This window comes from Faecalibacterium sp. An122, assembly GCF_002160895.1.
Lineage (GTDB): Bacteria > Bacillota > Clostridia > Oscillospirales > Ruminococcaceae > Faecalibacterium.
Window position 1 is genome coordinate 131,182 of record NZ_NFLL01000002.1, and the last position, 19,425, is coordinate 150,606.

General features: G+C 63.9%; 10 protein-coding genes. 6 read left to right on the forward strand and 4 right to left on the reverse strand.

The window, feature by feature from the left end:
- Positions 1–76: 76 nt before the first annotated feature.
- The gene (locus tag B5E67_RS02595; RefSeq protein WP_087382563.1) at positions 77–1,765 is read left to right on the forward strand and encodes a PASTA domain-containing protein; all 1,689 of its coding nucleotides are present in this window, start codon (positions 77–79) and stop codon (positions 1,763–1,765) included.
- A gap of 763 nt (positions 1,766–2,528) precedes the next feature.
- Here the strand turns inward: B5E67_RS02595 and B5E67_RS02600 are convergent.
- Both B5E67_RS02600 and gltB read right to left on the reverse strand, forming a co-directional pair.
- Positions 2,529–4,013, reverse strand: coding sequence for a glutamate synthase subunit beta (locus B5E67_RS02600; protein WP_087382566.1), 1,485 nt, complete (start codon positions 4,011–4,013; stop codon positions 2,529–2,531).
- Positions 4,014–4,028: 15 nt separating this feature from the next.
- Positions 4,029–8,558 (reverse strand): glutamate synthase large subunit, encoded by a 4,530-nt coding sequence (gene gltB / locus B5E67_RS02605; RefSeq protein ID WP_087382881.1) that lies wholly within the window; start codon positions 8,556–8,558, stop codon positions 4,029–4,031.
- A 504-nt stretch (positions 8,559–9,062) separates the two neighbouring features.
- Here gltB and B5E67_RS02610 point away from each other — a divergent pair.
- Complete coding sequence (locus B5E67_RS02610) at positions 9,063–10,481, forward strand: AAA family ATPase (protein ID WP_087382569.1); 1,419 nt, start codon at positions 9,063–9,065, stop codon at positions 10,479–10,481.
- Between the two features lie 443 nt (positions 10,482–10,924).
- On the opposite strand, the gene gdhA is transcribed toward B5E67_RS02610, so the two are convergent.
- Positions 10,925–12,277, reverse strand: coding sequence for an NADP-specific glutamate dehydrogenase (gene gdhA, locus B5E67_RS02615; protein WP_087382572.1), 1,353 nt, complete (start codon positions 12,275–12,277; stop codon positions 10,925–10,927).
- Between the two features lie 380 nt (positions 12,278–12,657).
- Positions 12,658–13,485 (reverse strand): Mrp/NBP35 family ATP-binding protein, encoded by an 828-nt coding sequence (locus tag B5E67_RS02620; RefSeq protein WP_087245391.1) that lies wholly within the window; start codon positions 13,483–13,485, stop codon positions 12,658–12,660.
- Between the two features lie 530 nt (positions 13,486–14,015).
- Here B5E67_RS02620 and B5E67_RS02625 point away from each other — a divergent pair.
- The 4 genes from B5E67_RS02625 to B5E67_RS02640 all read left to right on the forward strand — a co-directional run bounded on the left by B5E67_RS02625 (position 14,016) and on the right by B5E67_RS02640 (position 19,415).
- Positions 14,016–15,584 carry a polysaccharide biosynthesis C-terminal domain-containing protein gene (locus B5E67_RS02625; RefSeq protein WP_087382575.1) on the forward strand — a complete coding sequence of 523 codons (1,569 nt, stop codon included), beginning with the start codon at positions 14,016–14,018 and terminating at the stop codon, positions 15,582–15,584.
- Positions 15,585–15,692: 108 nt separating this feature from the next.
- Positions 15,693–17,594: a nucleoside-diphosphate sugar epimerase/dehydratase gene (locus B5E67_RS02630; protein ID WP_242956733.1), complete on the forward strand. Its 1,902-nt coding sequence runs from the start codon at positions 15,693–15,695 to the stop codon at positions 17,592–17,594.
- Between the two features lie 55 nt (positions 17,595–17,649).
- The gene (locus B5E67_RS02635; protein ID WP_087382887.1) at positions 17,650–18,951 is read left to right on the forward strand and encodes a diaminopimelate decarboxylase; all 1,302 of its coding nucleotides are present in this window, start codon (positions 17,650–17,652) and stop codon (positions 18,949–18,951) included.
- A 41-nt stretch (positions 18,952–18,992) separates the two neighbouring features.
- Positions 18,993–19,415 (forward strand): hypothetical protein, encoded by a 423-nt coding sequence (locus B5E67_RS02640; protein WP_087245395.1) that lies wholly within the window; start codon positions 18,993–18,995, stop codon positions 19,413–19,415.
- Positions 19,416–19,425 lie beyond the last annotated feature (10 nt).

Genomic DNA, 19,425 nt, shown 5'->3' on the forward strand with positions numbered 1-19,425 from the left:
ACGCACTTGTCGTCCGGTCTGGACTTTTTCTACAGGTTGATAAATCAACACAAACCACCGGAGAGGGGGAGCGCAGATGGAACCGCAGAAGATCCTTTGCCCGTACTGCCGGGCCGAACTGACCGAGGGGGCCGCCAGCTGTCCCCATTGCCGGCGGAGCTTTGCCGGGCGGAATCCGGCGGGGGCCCTGCCGGTGGGCACGCTGCTGGCGGGCCGGTACACGGTGGGGGAGATGCTGAGCATCGACGGCGAAGGCATCCTCTACCGCGGCGTGGAAAACCGGGGCCGGTTTCGGGTGACCATCAAGGAATACCTGCCCATCACCCTGTCGGCGGAGCGGGGCAGCGACTGTCAGCTGCGGGCCAAGCCCGGCAGCGAGGTGCTGCTCAAGACCACCCGAATGGATTTCGCTGACCTGTACCGGTCCATCCAGCGGATCACCCCGGCCACCGGCCTGGAGGCGGTGCTGGATGTGGTGGAGGCCAACAACACCGTCTATGCCGTCCTGGAAAACCCCGGCGGCGTGCCGCTGGACCAGTGGCTGGACAAGCAGCGCCGCACCATCACCCCCGAGGAGGCCTGCGCCATGCTGCAGCCGGTGTTCAACGGGGTGGCGGCCATGCATCAGGTGGGGCTGGTTCACCGGGGCATCTGCCCCGAGAACATCCGGGTGCTGGACAATGGCCGGGCCCGGCTGACCGGCTACGCCACCATCGGCCTGCGGACGGCAGGCAGCGGCCTGCATGGCCAGCTGTACGAGGGATATTCGGCCCCGGAACAGTATTCGGCTGTGGAGTTTGAGGGCCGCTACACCGACGTGTACAGCCTGTCGGCGGTGCTGTACCGGATGGTGTGCGGCCAGAGCCCGGTGCCGGCCGCCCAGCGGATGGTCACCGACTCCAACCCCAAAGCCCGCACCGTCAACCCGGCGGTGCCGCCTTATGTATCGGAAGCACTGGCCCTGGGCCTGCAGCTGGACCCGGCCCGCCGGATTCAGACGGTGCCCCAGCTGAGCCGGGCCCTGTCCTCGCCGTCGGCGGCGGAGGAGGAAGCCCGCACCGTCCATGCGGCCGGACGCCGCAAGGCGCGGGAGAAAAAGCAGAAGCCCGCCCTGACCCTGACGGCCATCCTGACCGGCATTTTGGTTCTGCTGGCGGTGCTGACCCTGCTGACGCTGTGGAGCCTGCTGGGCCGCAGCCAGCCTCCCGCCGACCAGACTGCCCCCTCCGAGTCCACCAGCGCACCCAGCGTCGTGACGGTGAACTATGTCCCCAACTTTGTGGGGATGAGCTATTCCCAGATTCAGAACAACCGGGAATACACCGGCATCTATCTGTTCTACGTCACCGAAGAATACAGCGACAGCGCCCCGGCGGGCACCGTCCTGACCCAGGACCCCGCCCCCGGCACCGCCATCACCGAAGGGGAAAACTCCACCATCCGCCTGGTCATCAGCAAGGGCCCCCAGATGGTGGAAATGCCCAATACCATCGGTTTCACCCAGGAGGGAGCCATCCGGGAGCTGGAAAGCCGGGGCCTGGTGCCCAGCTGCTTCATGGTGGTGAACGATGGGTCTTATGCGTCGGGCTGCGTGGTAGCCTGCAGCGTGGAGCCGGGCACCATGGTGGAGGCGGGCAGCACCATTGTGGTGTATATTGCCGCCGATCGGGATGTCCAGATCACCACCACACCCGATACCGTCCCGGATGCGGGCGGCACCCTGACCGAGGAGGATATCGACACCAGCGGCGTGGATACCGACTGAGGCAGTACTCCGGTTTTGCAAGCATCCGCCGCCCCACCTTTAACACTTTTTTCTTTTTCGTCTTTGTCCGCTCCGCTGGGGCCAGAGGGCCAGGGAGGGGGTTTCGACTCCCCCTCCCTAGGCCCTCTGGACTCCCTACCCACCCTAACGACCAGGGTCTAAACCCTGGACCCAAATGAGGAAGTCGCGGCGTTCAAAAGCCTAAAAAACACTGTCATGCCTGGCCCGTTTAAACTTAGAGAGCCTCAAACGGCGGCACGGGTGTTTTTCTTAACGGCTTTTGCCCGCCGCTCCGATTGCTGAGAGCGCCCGCTTTGGCGGGCAGCCGAGCCGACCGCATCCGGTGGATGAAACAGGGAGGCGAGGCTGGCGCAGTGCTCCAATTTTCACAAGGGCGCACCGCCGCCCGCCGGGAAAATTGGCTAAGCACAAGAGGAAAACATATCACTTGCCTCGTTGAAGGTTCCAACAGAAAACCCCCGCCTCTTTTTGAGAAGCGGGGGTTTTGTTATAGTTTTTTCAGGGCGTACCGGGTGAAGAAAGCGGGCTATCCGAAACCTTGGACTCACTGGGCCGCAGACCGGGAGCTTTCTAAAGCGGCTGACAATCCTTGACCTGTAAAATCAGGTTTTGAGTCCGTTTACATCGCACCGCGCCACAGGCGCAAACGCAACGAGCGAGCCGGAGCGTAGAGGTTCCGCGGAACCTTCGGAGACCCGCCAGCTTGATGGTACACAGTGAAAAGTCTTTTGCCTACTTTTCTTCAGAAAAGTAGGTTGGTGTAGCCCATGAGGTACTGGTCCACCTGGGCGGCGCAGTCGCGGCCTTCACGCAGGGCCCAGACCACCAGACTCTGGCCCCGGCGCATATCGCCGCAGGCAAAGATTTTGTCCGCGCTGGTCCGGTAATCGGGTGCGTCGGCACAGCCCCGGGCGTTCAGATTCACCCCGAAAGCCTCGGCTGCATAGGGCTCGCAGCCCACAAAACCCGCCGCAATCAGCGCCAGCTGACACTCGTAGGTAAAGGTCTCCCCGGTGGGCACCATCGACGTGCGTCCCGTCTCCGGGTCCCGCTCGGGCCGCAGCCGGGCAATGACCGCCCCGCACAGCTTGCCTTCCTCGTCGGTCAGGAACTCCTGAACCGTGGTCTGGTAGGCCCGGGGATCTTTGCCCAGCCGGGCCAGACTCTCCACCTGACCGTAATCCGTCTTCTTCACCCGGGGCCATTCGGGCCAGGGATTGGATGCGGTGCGCTGGGCGGGGGGCTCCGGCATCATCTCCAGGGCCAGCAGGTCGGTGCAGCCCTGGCGCAGGGCGGTGCCCTGGCAGTCGTTGCCGGTGTCGCCGCCGCCAATCACCAGAACGTTTTTCCCCGCCGCCGAAATGGCTTTGCCGTCCGACAGGTCCGAGTCCAGCAGACTCCGGGTGACGCTGGTCAGGTAATCCACCGCAAAGCAGACCCCTTGTGCCTCCCGGCCCGGAACGTTCAGGTCCCGGGGCCGCTTGGCCCCGCAGCAGAGCACCACTGCGTCGTAGTGGGCCGCCACCTCGGCAGCGTCCACCGTATGGCCCACATCCATCCCGGTGAGGAACTCGATCCCCTCCGCCTGCATGATCCGGATGCGCCGCTCAATGACCTCTTTCTCCAGCTTCATGTTGGGGATGCCGTACATCAGCAGGCCGCCGGGCCGGTCCTCCCGCTCGTAGACGGTGACGCTGTGGCCCCGCCGGTTCAGGTATTCCGCTACCGCCAGGCCCGCCGGGCCGCTGCCGATCACCGCCACGCTCTTGCCGGTGCGGGCCGGAGGCGGGGCGGGCTTCATCCAGCCCTTGGCGTAGCCCGTCTCAATGATGGCGTGCTCGTTCTCCCGCACCGTCACCGGACTGCCGGTGACGCTGCCGCAGGTGCAGGCCGCTTCACACAGGGCCGGGCAGACCCGGCTGGTGAACTCAGGGAACCGGTTGGTGGCCAGAAGCCGCCGCAGCGCCAGCTCCCATTTGCCCTGCCACACCAGCTCGTTCCACTCGGGAATCAGGTTGTGCAGGGGACATCCCGACGCCGCCGGGCCGATCATCAGCCCCGCCTGGCAGAAGGGGACCCCGCAGTCCATGCAGCGGCCCGCCTGGGTCTGCTGCTCCTCCCGGGAGAGGAAAGCGTGAAACTCATTGTAATGCTCCAGCCGCGCCAGGGGCTCGGCGTCGGCGCTGACTTTGCGCTCAAACTCCATAAATCCTGTGGTTTTGCCCATGATAGGTTCCCTCCCTCACTTGACTTTCTGCTGGGCGTAGAAGGCTTCGATCTGGGCCTGCTCGCCGTCCAGGCCGCGCTCCTCCATGGAGGCGATGATCCGAAGCATCCGGTCGTAATCGTAGGGCAGGACCTTCTTGAACTTGGGCAGGTAGTCGCTGAACTGATCCAGGATTTCCTGGCCCCGGGGGCTGCCGGTGGCCTCCACATGGGCCCGGATCAGCTCTTTCAGGGCGGCCACGTCGTGCTTGTGCTCCACCGGCTCCAGGCTGACCGTCTCCTTGTTGACCCGCTGGTAGAAGTCCCAGTTTTCATCCAGAACGTAGGCGATGCCGCCGGTCATGCCGGCCGCAAAGTTCTTGCCGGTGGGGCCCAGGACCACCACCGTGCCGCCGGTCATATACTCGCAGCCGTGGTCGCCCACGCCTTCCACCACCGCCGTGGCTCCCGAATTGCGGACGCAGAACCGCTCGCCGGCCACGCCCGACAAAAACGCTGTGCCGCTGGTGGCGCCGTACAGGGCCACGTTGCCGGTGATGATGTTGTCCTCGGGACGGGACGCCATCCCCTCGGGGGGCCGGACGATGATCTTGCCGCCCGACAGGCCTTTGCCCAGATAGTCGTTGCAGTCGCCGGTGAGGCGCAGGGTCAGGCCCTTGGGAATGAAGGCGCCGAAGCTCTGGCCGCCGGCCCCGGTGCACCGCACCGTAAAGGTATCGTCGGGCAGGGCGTTGCCGTATTTCCGGGTGATTTCGCTGCCAAAGATGGCGCCGAAAGCCCGGTCGGTGTTGGACACCGCTACATCCACCGTCTGGGGATTCTTGCTGTTCAGGCGGAACTTCTTCATCAGCACCCGCATGTCCAGGGTCTGTTCCAGATGGAAGTCGTAGGCGTCGGCGGGCTGATAGTGCACGTTCAGGTTGTCAATGGCGGGGTTGTGGAGGATGGACTCCAGGTTCAGCTTGGCGGCCCGGCCGGCGGCGGGTTTCACCCGCAGCAGGTCGGTGCGGCCCACCAGCTCGTCGATGGTGCGCACACCCAGCTTCGCCATATACTCCTGCAGCTCGGAGGCCACAAAGGTCAGGTAATGGATGATATACTCCGGCTTGCCCATGAAGTTCTTGCGCAGCTCGGGGTTCTGGGTGCAGATGCCCATGGGGCAGGTGTCCAGGTTGCACACCCGCATCATGACGCAGCCCTCGGCCATCAGCAGGCTGGTGCCGAAGCCGAATTCCTCTGCGCCCAGCATGCAGCTGATGGCCACATCCCGGCCGCTCAGCAGCTTGGAGTCGCTCTCGATCCGCACCCGGGTCCGCAGGCCGTTGAGGATCAGGGTCTGATGGGTCTCGGCGATGCCCAGCTCCCAGGGCAGGCCCGCATTCTGGATGGAGGTGCGGGGGGCTGCGCCGGTGCCGCCGTCGTAGCCCGACACCAGAATCACCTGGGCTCCGCCCTTGGCCACGCCGGCGGCGATGGTGCCCACGCCCGCCTCACTGACCAGTTTCACGTTGATCCGAGCGTCCCGGTTGGCGTTCTTCAGGTCGTAAATCAGCTGGGCCAGGTCCTCAATGGAATAGATATCGTGGTGGGGCGGGGGAGAGATCAGCCCCACGCCGGTGGTGCTGTGACGGGTGCGGGCAATCCAGGGGTAGACCTTGCTGCCGGGAAGCTGGCCGCCCTCGCCGGGCTTGGCGCCCTGGGCCAGCTTGATCTGGATTTCCTCCGCCGACACCAGGTACTGACTGGTGACGCCGAACCGGGCCGAGGCCACCTGCTTGATCTTGGAGTTGCTGGGGCTGTGGTACCGCTCGGGGGGCTCGCCGCCCTCGCCGGTGTTGCTGCGGGCCCCGATCTGGTTGAAGGCCAGGGCAATGGTCTCGTGGGCCTCGCTGCTGAGGGCGCCGTAGCTCATGGCCGCACCCTTGAACCGCTTGAGGATGGAGGACACCGGCTCCACCTCTTCCAGAGGGATGCCTCCCTCCTGGGGATAGGCGAACTCCAGCAGGCTGCGCAGGTGGACGCCGTTGTCGCCCATCTGGTCCACCGCCCGGGTGAACTGCTTGAAGGCATCGTAATCGTTCTCAAAGCAGGCCTTCCGGAACAGGTGAATGGTCTGGGGGGTGAACAGGTGATCTTCGCCCCCGGCGCGGTACTTGTGGTCGCCGCTGGAGGCCAGCTGCATATTGATGTCCAGCCCCAGGGGGTCGAAGGCGGCGGAATGCCGGGCCTCCACGTCGGCCTGGATCTCCTCCAGCCCGATGCCCCCCACACGGCTGACGGTGCCGGTGAAATACTTGTCGATGACCTCTTTGGAGATGCCCACCGACTCGAAAATCTGGCTGCCCTGGTAGCTCTGGATGGTGGAAATACCCATCTTGGAGGCAATCTTGACGATGCCGTTCAGGACGGCGTTGTCGTAGTCCTGCACCGCGGCATAAAAATCCTTGTTCAGCAGGCCGTCCCCGATCAGCTGGCCGATGGCCTCATGGGCCAGATAGGGGTTGACGGCGCAGGCGCCGTAACCCAGCAGGGCCGCAAAGTGATGGACTTCCCGGGGCTCGGCGCTCTCCAGAATCAGGGCCAGGGCGGTGCTCTTTTTGGTGCGGACCAGGTACTGGCTCACCGCCGACACCGCCAGCAGGCTGGGAATGGCCACATGGTATTCGTCGATGTCCCGGTCGGACAGGATGATGATGTTGGCCCCGTCCTTATAGGCCCGGTCCACCTCCAGGAACACCCGGTCGATGGCTTTTTCCAGGCTGGTGTTCTTGTAGTAGTTGATGGAGACGGTGGCCACCTTGAACCCCGGCACGTTCATGGCCTGGATTTTCAGCAGGTCGGTCTCGCTGAGAATGGGGTTGTGGACCTTGAGCACCTTGCAGTTTTCGGGCCGGTCCTCCAGCAGGTTGCCGTGGGCCCCGATATAGACGCTGGTGGAGGTGACCACCTTTTCCCGGATGGCGTCGATGGGCGGGTTGGTGACCTGGGCGAACATCTGCTTGAAATAGCTGAACAGGGGCGGGTGACGGCTGCTGAGCACCGCCAGGGGGGTGTCGGCCCCCATGGCGCCGCTGGGCTCCGCGCCCTGGCGGGCCATGGGCAGAAGCAGCTCGTGAATCTGCTCGTAGCTGTAACCGAAAGCCTTTTCCAGCCGGGTGAGCTGCTCCGCGGTGTAAGACGGAACCTTCCGGTTGGGAATCTTGAGGCTGCTCAGCTGCACCAGGCACCGGTCAATCCACTCGCCGTAGGGCTCCCGGGCGGCATAGGCTTCTTTCAGCTGCTCGTCGTCCACCACTTCGCCCTTGACCGTGTCCACCAGCAGCATCTTGCCGGGGCGCAGCCGGTCTTTTACCAGGACGTTCTCGGGCGGGCAGTCCAGCACCCCCACCTCCGAGGACAAAATCACCCGGCCGTCCCGGGTGATGGTGTAGCGGCTGGGCCGCAGGCCGTTGCGGTCCAGCACCGCGCCCACCACGTCGCCGTCCGAGAACAGGATGGCCGCCGGGCCGTCCCAGGGCTCCAGCATGGTGGCGTAATACTGATAAAACGCCCGCTTTTTGGGGCTGATGTTCTGGTTGTTCTCCCAGGGCTCGGGAATGGTGATCATCACCGCCAGGGGCAGGTCCATCCCGTTCATCACCAGGAATTCCAGGGTGTTGTCCAGCATGGCCGAGTCGGAGCCGGCGGTGTTGACGATGGGGAGAATCTTGTTCATGTCCTCCTGCAGGATGGGGGAGGAGATGGACTCCTCCCGGGCCAGCATGGCGTCGGTGTTGCCCTTGATGGTGTTGATCTCGCCGTTGTGGAGGATGAACCGGTTGGGGTGGGCCCGCATCCAGCTGGGGGTGGTGTTGGTGGAAAAGCGGCTGTGGACCATGCCGATGGCGGATTCATAGTCCTCGTCCTGCAAATCCAGGTAGAACTGCCGCAGCTGGTGGACCAGGAACATCCCCTTGTACACGATGGTGCGGCTGGACAGGCTGGCCACATAGGTGCCGCTGGAAGCCTGCTCAAACACCCGCCGCAGTACATACAGCCGGCGGTCAAAGTCGATGCCCTTGCTGACCTTGGCCGGCTTCTTAATGAAGCACTGCCAGATGGAGGGCATGCAGTCCCGGGCCTTCTGGCCCACGGCGTCGGGGGCCACCGGCACCCCGCGCCAGGCCAGGAACTCCAGCCCTTCCTTCCGGGCCACCACCTCGAACAGTTTCATGGCCCGGGCCCGCAGGTGTTCGTCCTGGGGGAAGAAAAACATACCTACACCGTATTCCCGCTCGCCGCCGATGTCGATGTTGAGCCGGTCGGCGACCTTGGAGAAAAAGCGGTGGCTGATCTGGAGCAGAATGCCCACGCCGTCGCCGGTTTTGCCCTCGGCGTCCTTGCCGGCGCGGTGCTCCAGGTGTTCCACGATGGTCAGCGCGTCGCTGACGGTCTGGTGGGTTTTGCGGCCATGGATGTCCACCACGGCCCCGATGCCGCAGGCATCGTGCTCGAACCGGGGGTCATACAGGCCGGCAGGCGCTGTGCGTTCGGTCAAATGATCCATTTCCTTTCCCATCCTTCTATCGTATCTGAAATGGCAGGCCGCCGGGGCACCATCCCCGGCCGGCGGGAAAAACAAAAAAGGCGTTTCCGACAGGCATAGCGTGCCCGCCGGAAACACCTTTGTTTCCCTGGATCTATTATACAGCGTATTGAAATAGTTTCAAGTGACGGATGCAACAAACAACACACCACCCCGCCCGCGGATTTTCTGCGAAAACCACAAGAGAGACGGATGGAACCGGCGGCCCGTTCACAATTTGTTCATGTGTCACTCCCACCACTCTCACCACTCTCACCACTTTCACCACTCCCACCGGGGGACGCAGCATCCTGTGGGAAAAGCGCCAGAAAACCGCGGCCCAAAGGACACACTGGCCGCCGGAGGGGGCGGGGTGTAGACTGGATGCGGAAAGGGGAGAGCATCCCCGGTCAAACGAAAGGAGAGATGATAGATGAATCACGCCCATACCGCGCCCGCCCGGAGCCGAAAGGCAGGTGAGGACGCATGATGGAGGAGGACCGCTTTCTGGAGGAGCTGATGAAGCTGACCCGGGCCGAGGTGCTGAGCAGCCGGGCTTTTGCCCTGTGCTGGGACTGTCCCGACCAGGGCACCCGTGCCGACCGCACCCATGCGCTGCAGCTGCGGGCCACCAACCCTATGGATTCCAGCCCGCTGCCGGGGTGGGGGCTGGCCCTGGAACGGTTCCAGGAGGCCCGGGCCAACGCCTGGGAGGCCTACAAGGCCGACAAGGAGGGCTTTCTGGAACAGGCGCTGTCGGGCGGGCTGTGGGAATCGGCGGCGGTGCTCACCGCCCGGACCCTGCCCGCCATCCACTATGTGGTGGAGGGCCTGCTGCCCCAGGGGCTCACCATATTGGCATCGCCCCCCAAGTACGGCAAGAGCTGGCTGATGCTGGACCTATGCGTCCAGACCGCCCGGGGCGGCCAGCTGCTGGGACGCCGGTGCAGCCGGTCCAGCTGTCTGTATCTGGCTCTGGAGGACAGCCCCCGGCGGCTGCAGGACCGTCTGTGCAAGCTGCTGGCAGGCCAGCCCTGCCCGCCGGGGTTCTATTACCAGACCAGCTCCCCCGGCATCGGGGAGGGGCTGCTGGCCAACATCGAACTGTTTGCCCAGCGGCATCCCGACTGCAGGCTGGTGGTGATCGACACCCTGCAGAAGGTGCGCACCAACGCCGACCGCACCGCCGGCGGGGCCTATGCGGCGGACTACAGGGACGCCGGCGCGCTGAAAGAGCTGGCCGACCGGCTGGGGCTGTGTCTGGTGCTGGTGCACCATCTGCGAAAGATGGAGGATACCTCCGATCCCTTTAACCGGATCGCCGGCACCAACGGCCTGTCGGGCGCGGCGGACACCAATATCGTGCTGGCCCGGGCCAGCCGCCAGGACGCCGAGACCGCCTTTCACCTGACCGGCCGGGACGTGGAAGAGCAGCACCTGGCCATCCGGTTCAATAAGGAGCGGTTCCGGTGGGAGGTGATGGGGGATGCCGCCGACCTGGAAACCCAGCGCCTGGCCGCAGCCTATGAGGAAAACCTATGGGTGCAGACCATACGGCGCGGGGTGGACCAGGCCCCCGACCACCGGTGGCAGGCCACGGCCGTGGGCCTGATGAAGGGATGTGCGGCCCTGTACGGCCGGTGTCCCGCCGATACGCCCCAGGCGGCAGGCCGCCAGCTGGAAGCACTGTTCCCCCTGCTGCTGGAACGGGACTGCATCCAACATACCAGCCGGTACAGCAGCGGCTCTCGGGTGCATATCTTCCGCCGTCTGTCGGAGGAGGAGGCCGTCTTTGGCCCATCCGCCGGTGGGAGTGGTGAGAGTGGTGAGAGTGGTGGGAGTGGTGAGAGTGGTGAGAGTGGTGAGAGTGGTGAGAGTGGTGAGAGTGGTGAGAGTGGCACATGAACAAATTGTGAACGGGCCTCGTCCCACTCTCGTCCTGCGGCAGCAAAAGACGCAGTGAACCACCACTCGCCGCTCCGATTGCGGGGCCCGTGAGTGAGCCGACACCAACAGAAAACCCCCGCCCAAAGGATGGGCAGGGGTTGAGGTATTTTATAGGCTTTCAAGGCGTACCGGACGAGGTAATCAGGCTACGCGAAACTTTGCATTGTACCGCGCCGCAGGCGCAAACGCCGGGGGCGAGCGGGGGCGTAACGGCCCCGCGGAACCTTCGGAGACCCGGAAAGTGTATGGTACACAGTGAAGTCCTCTTGCGCTTAGCCAATTTTCTCTGCGGGCATGAATGCCCTTGTAAAAATTGGAGCGCTGCGCCAGCGGCGGCTCCCTGTTTCATCCACCGGATGCGGTCGCCGCCGCTGCCAAGCTTTTTCTCGAAAAAGCGGGGATTAGTAGGTGATGCCCTGGGCCAGCATGGCGGTGGCGACCTTCAGGAAGCCGGCGCAGTTGGCGCCCACCATCAGGTTGCCCTCGGCGCCCACCTCGACGGAAGCGTCGTAGCTGGCGTGGAAGATGCCCTCCATGATGCCCTTCAGCTTGGCGTCCACTTCCTCGAAGCTCCAGCTCAGGCGCTCGCTGTTCTGGCTCATCTCCAGGCCGGAAGTAGCCACGCCGCCGGCGTTGGTGGCCTTGGCGGGTCCGTACAGGACGCCGTTGGCCAGATAGACCTCGATGGCCTCGGGAGTGCTGGGCATGTTGGCGCCCTCGCACACCACGGTGCAGCCGTTCTTCACCAGGATCTCAGCCGAAGCCTTGTTGATCTCGTTCTGGGTGGCGCAGGGCAGGGCGATGTCGCAGGGGGTCTCCCAGATGCGGGTGCAGTCGGCCACATAGGTGGCGCCGGGATGGGTCTCGGCGTACTCCTTGATGCGGCCGCGGCGGACCTCCTTCAGATCCTTGACGTAATCCAGATCGATGCCGTTGGGGTCATAGACATAGCCGTTGGAGTCGCTCATGGTGACCACCTTGCCGCCCAGCTGGGTGGCCTTCTCGCAGGCATAGATGGCCACGTTGCCCGAGCCGGAGATGACCACCGTCTTGCCCTCGAAGCTGTCGTTGCGCATGCACTTGAGGGCCTCGGCGGTGAAGTAGCACAGGCCGTAGCCGGTGGCCTCGGTGCGGACCAGGGAGCCGCCGAAGGTCAGGCCCTTGCCGGTGAGCATGCCGCCCTGGAAGCTGTTGGTCAGACGCTTGTACTGGCCGAACATGTAGCCCACCTCGCGGCCGCCCACGCCGATGTCGCCGGCGGGGCAGTCCACAAACTGGCCGATGTGGCGGTACAGCTCGGTCATGAAGCTCTGGCAGAAGCGCATGACTTCCATGTCGCTCTTGCCCTTGGGATCAAAGTCGGAGCCGCCCTTGCCGCCGCCCATGGGCAGGGTGGTGAGGCTGTTCTTGAAGATCTGCTCAAAGCCCAGGAATTTCAGGATGCTCTGGTTGACCGACGGATGGAACCGCAGGCCGCCCTTGTAGGGGCCGATGGCGCTGTTGAACTGGACGCGGTAGCCGCGGTTGACCTGGACCTTGCCCTGGTCGTCCACCCAGGGCACACGGAAGGTGATGATCCGCTCGGGCTCCACCAGCCGCTCAATGAGGCCGGCCTTCTCATATTCGGGGTGCTTTTCCACCAGGGGCTGGATGCTCTCCAGCACCTCGGCCACAGCCTGCAGGAACTCAGGCTCGTGGGCGTTGCGCTGGGCAAGACCCTCGTAAACACGCTTGAGGTATTCGTTTGTCAGCATAACAGAAACTCCTTTCCCTACTGAGGCCGGCGGCAGGGCCGCGGGCCGCTCTATACCAGATGCCAGACCCCGGCCGCTCCAACCGGCGGAAGATGCGGGGGAAGCCGGTTCCCTCTTTGCAGCGGGGTGCTTTATTATTATAAAGCATTCAGGAAAAATTTTCAATAGAAGCGGGGTGATAAAATTTAAAAAAACAGAATAAAACCTCAAACCGCTTCAGAAAACCAAAAATAAAACCGAAAAAGCAAGCTTTGCTTCCGATCGTAAAGCGAATGGGGGCAAACAAAAACGTCCGGGCCGGGCGCAGCGCACCCACAGCCCGGACCAAGCCGGAAACACAGCGCCCTGCCCCGCAGCGGGGGCAGAGCGAAAAAACAGGGTTACAGCAGGGCCTGGACGGCGTCGGCAGCGCCCTCCAGATACTCTCCGCCGTAGGCCTCCACCCGGCCCTCGTCGGCCAGAGCGGCCAGAGAGGGGTCAATGGGCATCTTGGCCAGGACCTTCAGGCCGTACTTGGCGGCAATCTGCTCCACGTGGCTCTCGCCGAACAGGGAGATGTGCTTGCCGCAGTCGGGGCAGACCAGATAGCTCATGTTCTCGATGATGCCCAGGATGGGGACATTCATCTTCTGGGCCATGTTGACGGCCTTGGCCACAATCATGCTGACCAGTTCCTGGGGGCTGGCCACCACCACGATGCCGTCCACCGGCAGGCTCTGGAACACGGTCAGGGGAACGTCGCCGGTTCCCGGAGGCATATCCACAAAGAGGAAGTCCACGTCCTTCCAGACCACATCGGTCCAGAACTGCTTGACGGCGCCGGCGATGACGGGGCCGCGCCAGACCACGGGGTCCTCTTCGTTTTCCACCAGCAGGTTGATGCTCATGACATCAATGCCCATCCGGCTCTGGATGGGCCAGCAGCCCTGGTTGTCGGCCATGGCGCGGCCATGGATGCCGAACAGCTTGGGAATGGACGGGCCGGTGATGTCGGCGTCCAGGATGCCGCAGTGATAGCCGCGGCGGCGCATGGCGCAGGCCAGCAGGGCGCTGGTCATGCTCTTGCCGACGCCGCCCTTGCCGGACACCACGCCGATCACCTTTTTGACGCTGCTGTGGGGGTTGGGTGCTTCATGCTGGGGGGCCTGCTGCCGGGACGGGCAGTCTGCCCCACAGCTGGAACAATCATGGGTGCATTCTTCGCTCATTCTCTCCTGCGCCCGCCGGTGAAAGCGGGCGTACCTCCTGTTTGATCATAATAATGCCAGGGGCGCGGGCCCCCGTTTGGCTTGCCTACCTATGATAGCACAAAACGCCGCCAAGTACAAGGATTCACTGTGTACCATACACTTTCCGGGTCTCCGAAGGTTCCGCGGGGCCGTTACGCCCCCGCTCGCCCCCGGCGTTTGCGCCTGCGGCGCGGTACGATGCAAAGTTTCGCATAGCCTGCTTTTCTCACCCGGTACGCCCTGAAAACCCATAAAACACAATACCCCCTGCCCAGCCCAAACAGGAAAACTATATTTTATAGGAAAACAGACTGGACAAAACCCCGGACTCACCGGGCCGCAGGCCGGGAGCCTTCTAAAGAGGTGAAAACCTGATCGCCGGCAGGGCCTTATGAAGCCTACAGCAGTCAGCGGTACCGGGTGAAAGTCTTTTGCCTACTTTTCTTCCAGAAAAGTAGGGATAGCGTAGATCCAGGCCGCATATCCTGTCAGGAAGGGAGGGGGTCGCTGTGCGGCAGAGCTATCTGAAAAATGCCGCCCTGCTCACCGTGTCGGACGTAGGGCTGCGGCTGGCGGGCATGGGCCTGCGGATTTACCTGGCAAACGTCCTGGGGGGCGAGGGGATGGGCCTGTATCAGCTGGTGCTGGCGGTGTACTCCCTGTTTGTCACGCTGGCAACCTCGGGGGTGTCGGTGGCCTCCACCCGCCTGATGGCCGAGGAACTGACCGGTTCCCCGGCCCGGGCCAAGGGAATGCTGCTGCGGCTGTGCGGTATGGCGGCGGCTCTGGGCGGGGCCGCCATGGGCGCCCAGTGGATTCTGGCGGAGCCGGCGGCCCGGTGGTGGCTGGGCGACGCCCGGACGGCGGCCGCCCTGCGGGCAGGGGCCTTCGGGATGCCCTTTATGGCGGTGGCGGCGGTGCTGCGGGGCTTTTTTGTGGCGCGGCAGCAGGTGGGACCCAACGTGGCCAGCCAGGCCGCCGAACAGCTGTTCCGGATGGGGGTGATGGTGGCGGCTCTGGAACTGACCCAGGGCCAGGACGTGGGAGTCCGCTGCGCCTGGGTGATGGCGGCCACCGCCGGTGGCGAAATGGTGTCGGCGGGCCTGATGGCCCTCTTTGCCCGGCGGGAAGGGACGGCGGCCTTTGGCCATGACCGCAGCCGGGCCCCGCTCCACGCCGGACGGCGGATCTGGGAGATTTTGTGGCCGGTGCAGGGGGGACGGTGCCTGTCCAGCGCCCTCCATACCGCCGAAAACATGCTGGCCCCCGCCTGCCTGACCGCCTATTTGGGCGGACAGCGGAGCGTGGCGGTGACCCAGTACGGCTGTCTGAAAGGAATGGCCCTGCCCCTGATGAACTTTCCCTTTGGCCTGCTGGGCAGCCTGGGGGTGCTGCTGATGCCCGAGATCACCCGGGCCCATATCCGGGCCGACCGGGTGCGCCTGGAAGCGCTTCTGCGGCGGATGCTGCGCCTCACCATGTATGTGTCGGCGTTGGTGGGGGCGGTGTTCTGGGTGTGGGGCCGCCCTCTGACCGAGGCCCTCTACGGCAGCGCCGAGGCCGGGGGCTATCTGGAAATCCTGGCCCCCGCCATGCCTCTGCTGTACCTGGAAAGCATGGTGGACGGGGCCATGAAGGGGATCGGGGAACAAAAAGCTGTGTTCCGCTACAGCGTGTGGGACTCCATTCTGCGGATTGCGGGGGTGATGGTGCTGCTGCCCCGGTGGGGGATGAAGGGCTTTCTGTTTGTCATCCTGCTGTCCAGCCTGTTCACCTGCGTGTCCAATACCCTCCACCTGGTGAAAGCAGCTTCCATCCGGCCCGACTGGCTGGGCTGGCTGGCGGGCCCGGCCTTTGCGGCGGGCCTGGCTGGTCTGGCAGGCTGGGGGGTGCGCCAGGGCCTGACGGCCTGGCTGGCCGGGGGCCGGGTGACCCAGCTGGCGGCGGTGTGCGCCGGCGCTGCGGTCATGACGGCAGTGTGTCTGGGGGCGGGCTGGCCTCTGGGGCTTTCGGAGGAGGTGCGGGCCATCTGGGAAAGCCGCCGCCAAAAACCAAAAGTTCTGGACACCGGCCTGTGAACGGAGTATAATATAGGATGTGTATCTGCGCGGAGACAGCGGCTGTCTGGCCCTGCGCGGGCCGAAATCAACGGCGGTGCGCCGCCGGGAGAAGATGAGGACGTGTCTTTGAAAAAGGAAACCAAACGCAAGGGCGGGATCATGCTGCGGCGGGGACTGCTGTTTTTGATCGACCTTGTGATCGTATGCTTCAGCTTTTATCTGGGCCTGCTGCTGCGGGCCGACGGCGCCCCCGAGGTGGACGTCTGGTGGCCCCATAACCTGGCCCTGCTCTATCGGAACCTGCCCTGGATCGCGGCGCTGTATATGCTGTCCTTCCTGGCGGGCGGCCTGTACACCATTCTGTGGAAGTACGCCGGCGAGCGGGACCTGATCCGCCTGGCCTTCATGGTGGCGGCGCCCACGGTGGCCGTGTACTTTGTCAACCGGCTGTTTGTCCACGGCGTGCTGTTCAACTCGGCCAACTGCATCGCAGCGGTGTTCATCCTGCTGTTTGTGGGCGGCATCCGGATGGCGTGGCGGCTGTTCCTGGACCACCCCCTGGGCGCTGCCCTGCGGGGTGTGCCGGCGAACGACCCCAACCGCCCCGTTCTGATCGTGGGCGCCGGAGAGGCCGGCGCCTGGGCCATCAACGTCTGCAAGTCCAACAAGACCTATGGACGTCCGGTGGTGGTGGCGGACGACGCCCCCGAAAAGCTCGATCAGACCATCCATGGCGTGCCGGTCAAGGGCACCCTGGAGGATATCCCCGAGCTGTGCACCCGCTATAATATCTATGGCATCATCATCGCCATCCCCACCCTGCGGGGCAGCCGGCTCAACCATGTCATCGACCTGTGCACCTCCACCCACTGCAAGGTCCAGATGCTCAGCGATCCCCAGTCGGTGGGTGCGGGCAGCATGCCCCAGAACGCCTTCCGTGAGCTGAATACCGCCGACTTCCTCTCCCGGGACGAGGTCACCCTGGACACCGAGAAGATCAGCGGCTACCTGAAGGACAAGGTGGTGCTGGTGACGGGCGGCGGCGGCAGCATCGGCAGCGAGCTGTGCCGCCAGGTGATGCGGTTTGGCCCCGCCAAACTGCTGATCTTCGACATTTACGAGAACTGCGCCTACGAGCTCCAGATGGAGCTGCAGCGCAAATATGGCCGCAATGCCCCCATTGAGGTGCTGGTGGGCTCCATCCGGGACAAGCACCGGCTGGACGAAGTGTTCGAGACCTACCACCCCCAGGTGGTGTTCCATGCGGCGGCCCATAAGCATGTGCCCCTGATGGAGGTCAGCCCCGCCGAGGCGGTGAAAAACAACGTCATGGGCACCAAAAACCTCCTGACCAGCGCCAGCGAGCACGGGGTGGAGCGGCTGGTGCAGCTGTCCACCGACAAGGCGGTCAACCCCACCAGCGTCATGGGCTGCACCAAGCGCCTGTGCGAAATGCTGATCCAGACCTTTGCCCAGCACACCGAGATGAAGTGCATGGCGGTGCGGTTCGGCAACGTGCTGGGCAGCCACGGCAGCGTCATCCCGCTGTTTGAGTCCCAGATCAAGCAGGGCGGCCCGGTGACCCTGACCGACGCCAACATTGAGCGCTACTTCATGACCATCCCCGAGGCGGCCCAGCTGGTGCTGCAGGCGGGGGCCCTGGCCGAGAGCGGCAGCATCTACGTGCTGGATATGGGCGAGCCGGTGAAGATCATCGATCTGGCCCGCCAGATGATCCGCTTTTACGGCTATGAGCCGGGGGTCAATATGGAGATCAAGATTGTGGGCCTGCGCCCCGGCGAAAAGCTCTATGAGGAGCTGATGATGGACGAGGAGCAGGACAAGATGCGCCGCACCGAGCACAACAAGATTTTCGTGGCCCCGGCCCGGAATATCCAGCTGGATGTGTTCTATCAGCAGCTGCAGGATCTGTTCCACGCCGCCGAGCACAACGACGAGGGCGTGGTGGAGCAGCTGCAGAAGATGATCCCCACCTTTACCCCGGTGCGGGACAGCCTGAAAAAGTAACCCCGGGCCGGCCGCGGCCCCATCCAAATACCATGAGAGGGAAGTCGATGTTATGATGGAAAAGAAACCGTTTGTCACCGAGGCACAGATCCAGAACATTCTGCCCGATGTGCCCACCCCCTTCCATATTTACGATGAGAAGGGCATCCGGGAAAATGCCCGCCGGATCAACCAGGCTTTCAGCTGGAACAAGGGCTTCAAGGAATACTTTGCGGTCAAGGCCCTGCCCAACCCCTCCATCCTGGAGATTCTGCGGGAGGAAGGCTGCGGCGTGGACTGCTCCTCCCTCACCGAGCTGATGCTCAGCGAGGCGGTGGGCTTTGAGGGCAGCGAGATCATGTTCTCCTCCAACCAGACCCCCAGCGAGGACATGAAGAAGGCCTATGACCTGGGCGCCTATATCAACCTGGACGACGCCACCATGGTGGGCTTCCTGGAGCGGGTGGCCGGTGTGCCCGAGACGGTGTTCTGCCGGTACAACCCGGGCGGAACCTTCAGCCTGGGCCAGAGCAAAGAGGGCTTCCAGGTGATGGACAAGCCCGGCGACGCCAAGTACGGCATGACCGAGGCCCAGATGGTGGAGAGCTTCAAGCAGCTGAAAGCCAAGGGCGCCAAGAACTTCGGCATTCATGCCTTCCTGGCCTCCAACACCCTGTCGGATGACTATTACCCCGAGCTGGCCGGCATTCTGTTCCAGCTGGCGGTGCGGGTGTCCCAGGCAGCGGGGGTCCATATCGGCTATATCAACCTGTCGGGCGGCGTGGGCATCCCCTACCGCCCCGACCAGCGCGAAAACGATATCATGGCCATCGGCGAGGGCGTCCGCAAGAAGTTCGAGGAAATCCTGGTGCCCGCCGGCATGGGGGATGTGTCCATCTTCACCGAGCTGGGCCGGTTCATGACCGGACCCTACGGCGCTCTGGTGACCACCGCCATCCATGAGAAGCACATTTATAAGGAGTACATCGGTCTGGACGCCTGCGCGGCCAACCTGATGCGCCCCGCTATGTACGGCGCCTACCATCATATCACGGTGCTGGGCAAGGAGGACGCCCCCTGTGACCACGTCTACGACGTGGTGGGCGGCCTGTGCGAGAACAACGACAAGTTCGCCATCGACCGCGCCCTGCCCAAGATCGACATCGGAGACCTGGTGTATATTCACGACACCGGCGCTCACGGCTCGGCCATGGGCTACAACTACAACGGCAAACTCCGCAGCGCCGAGGTGCTGCTGTGTGAGGATGGTTCTCACCGGCTGATCCGCCGGGCCGAGACCCCCCACGATTACTTTGCCACCCTGGACTTTACCCCCTTCTTCAAGCAGATGTTCCCGGGTGACTTCGAGGAAAAGTAAGGCCGCCGGTCCACGGCCCGGCCTGAGATGAGGAAAAAGCGATGTTTTTTGGTTTTCAGCTCACCTGCGGCATGATGCTGCTGTACTACGGCTACACCGTCATGAAAAATCCCCGGGTCTGGGGCGATCAGGGCCGCCAAAGCGTCAAGCCCGAAAACTTTGCCGAGTATGCCCGCCAGAACGGCCTGTTCTTCATGAAAGCGGGGTTCATCATCTGCGTCATCGGGGCGATGGACGCCCTGGGCTGGCTGGATGGCCTGCTGTACGTGCTGCTGTACGTCTTTGGCCTGGCCTTTGCCTTCTACCCCCTGGGCCGCTGGTGCAAGGAGAAGGAGGGACACTTCTGGCCCTGGCGTCACACCCAGAGCGAGAAAAAGCGGATTCGCGCCCTGCGCCGCCAGCAGGAGGCCCAGCAGGCCGACCAGAACCCGGACAGCCCGGAGGATTCGGACAGCGCCCGGTAAACCCCACACA

Coding starts and splice junctions, on each gene's coding strand:
- gdhA (WP_087382572.1), bottom strand. CDS start 12,277: ATGCTGACAAACGAATACCTCAAGCGTGTTTACGAGGGTCTTGCCCAG.
- B5E67_RS02620 (WP_087245391.1), bottom strand. CDS start 13,485: ATGAGCGAAGAATGCACCCATGATTGTTCCAGCTGTGGGGCAGACTGC.
- B5E67_RS02610 (WP_087382569.1), top strand. CDS start 9,063: ATGATGGAGGAGGACCGCTTTCTGGAGGAGCTGATGAAGCTGACCCGG.
- B5E67_RS02635 (WP_087382887.1), top strand. CDS start 17,650: ATGGAAAAGAAACCGTTTGTCACCGAGGCACAGATCCAGAACATTCTG.
- B5E67_RS02640 (WP_087245395.1), top strand. CDS start 18,993: ATGTTTTTTGGTTTTCAGCTCACCTGCGGCATGATGCTGCTGTACTAC.
- gltB (WP_087382881.1), bottom strand. CDS start 8,558: ATGGATCATTTGACCGAACGCACAGCGCCTGCCGGCCTGTATGACCCC.
- B5E67_RS02595 (WP_087382563.1), top strand. CDS start 77: ATGGAACCGCAGAAGATCCTTTGCCCGTACTGCCGGGCCGAACTGACC.
- B5E67_RS02600 (WP_087382566.1), bottom strand. CDS start 4,013: ATGGGCAAAACCACAGGATTTATGGAGTTTGAGCGCAAAGTCAGCGCC.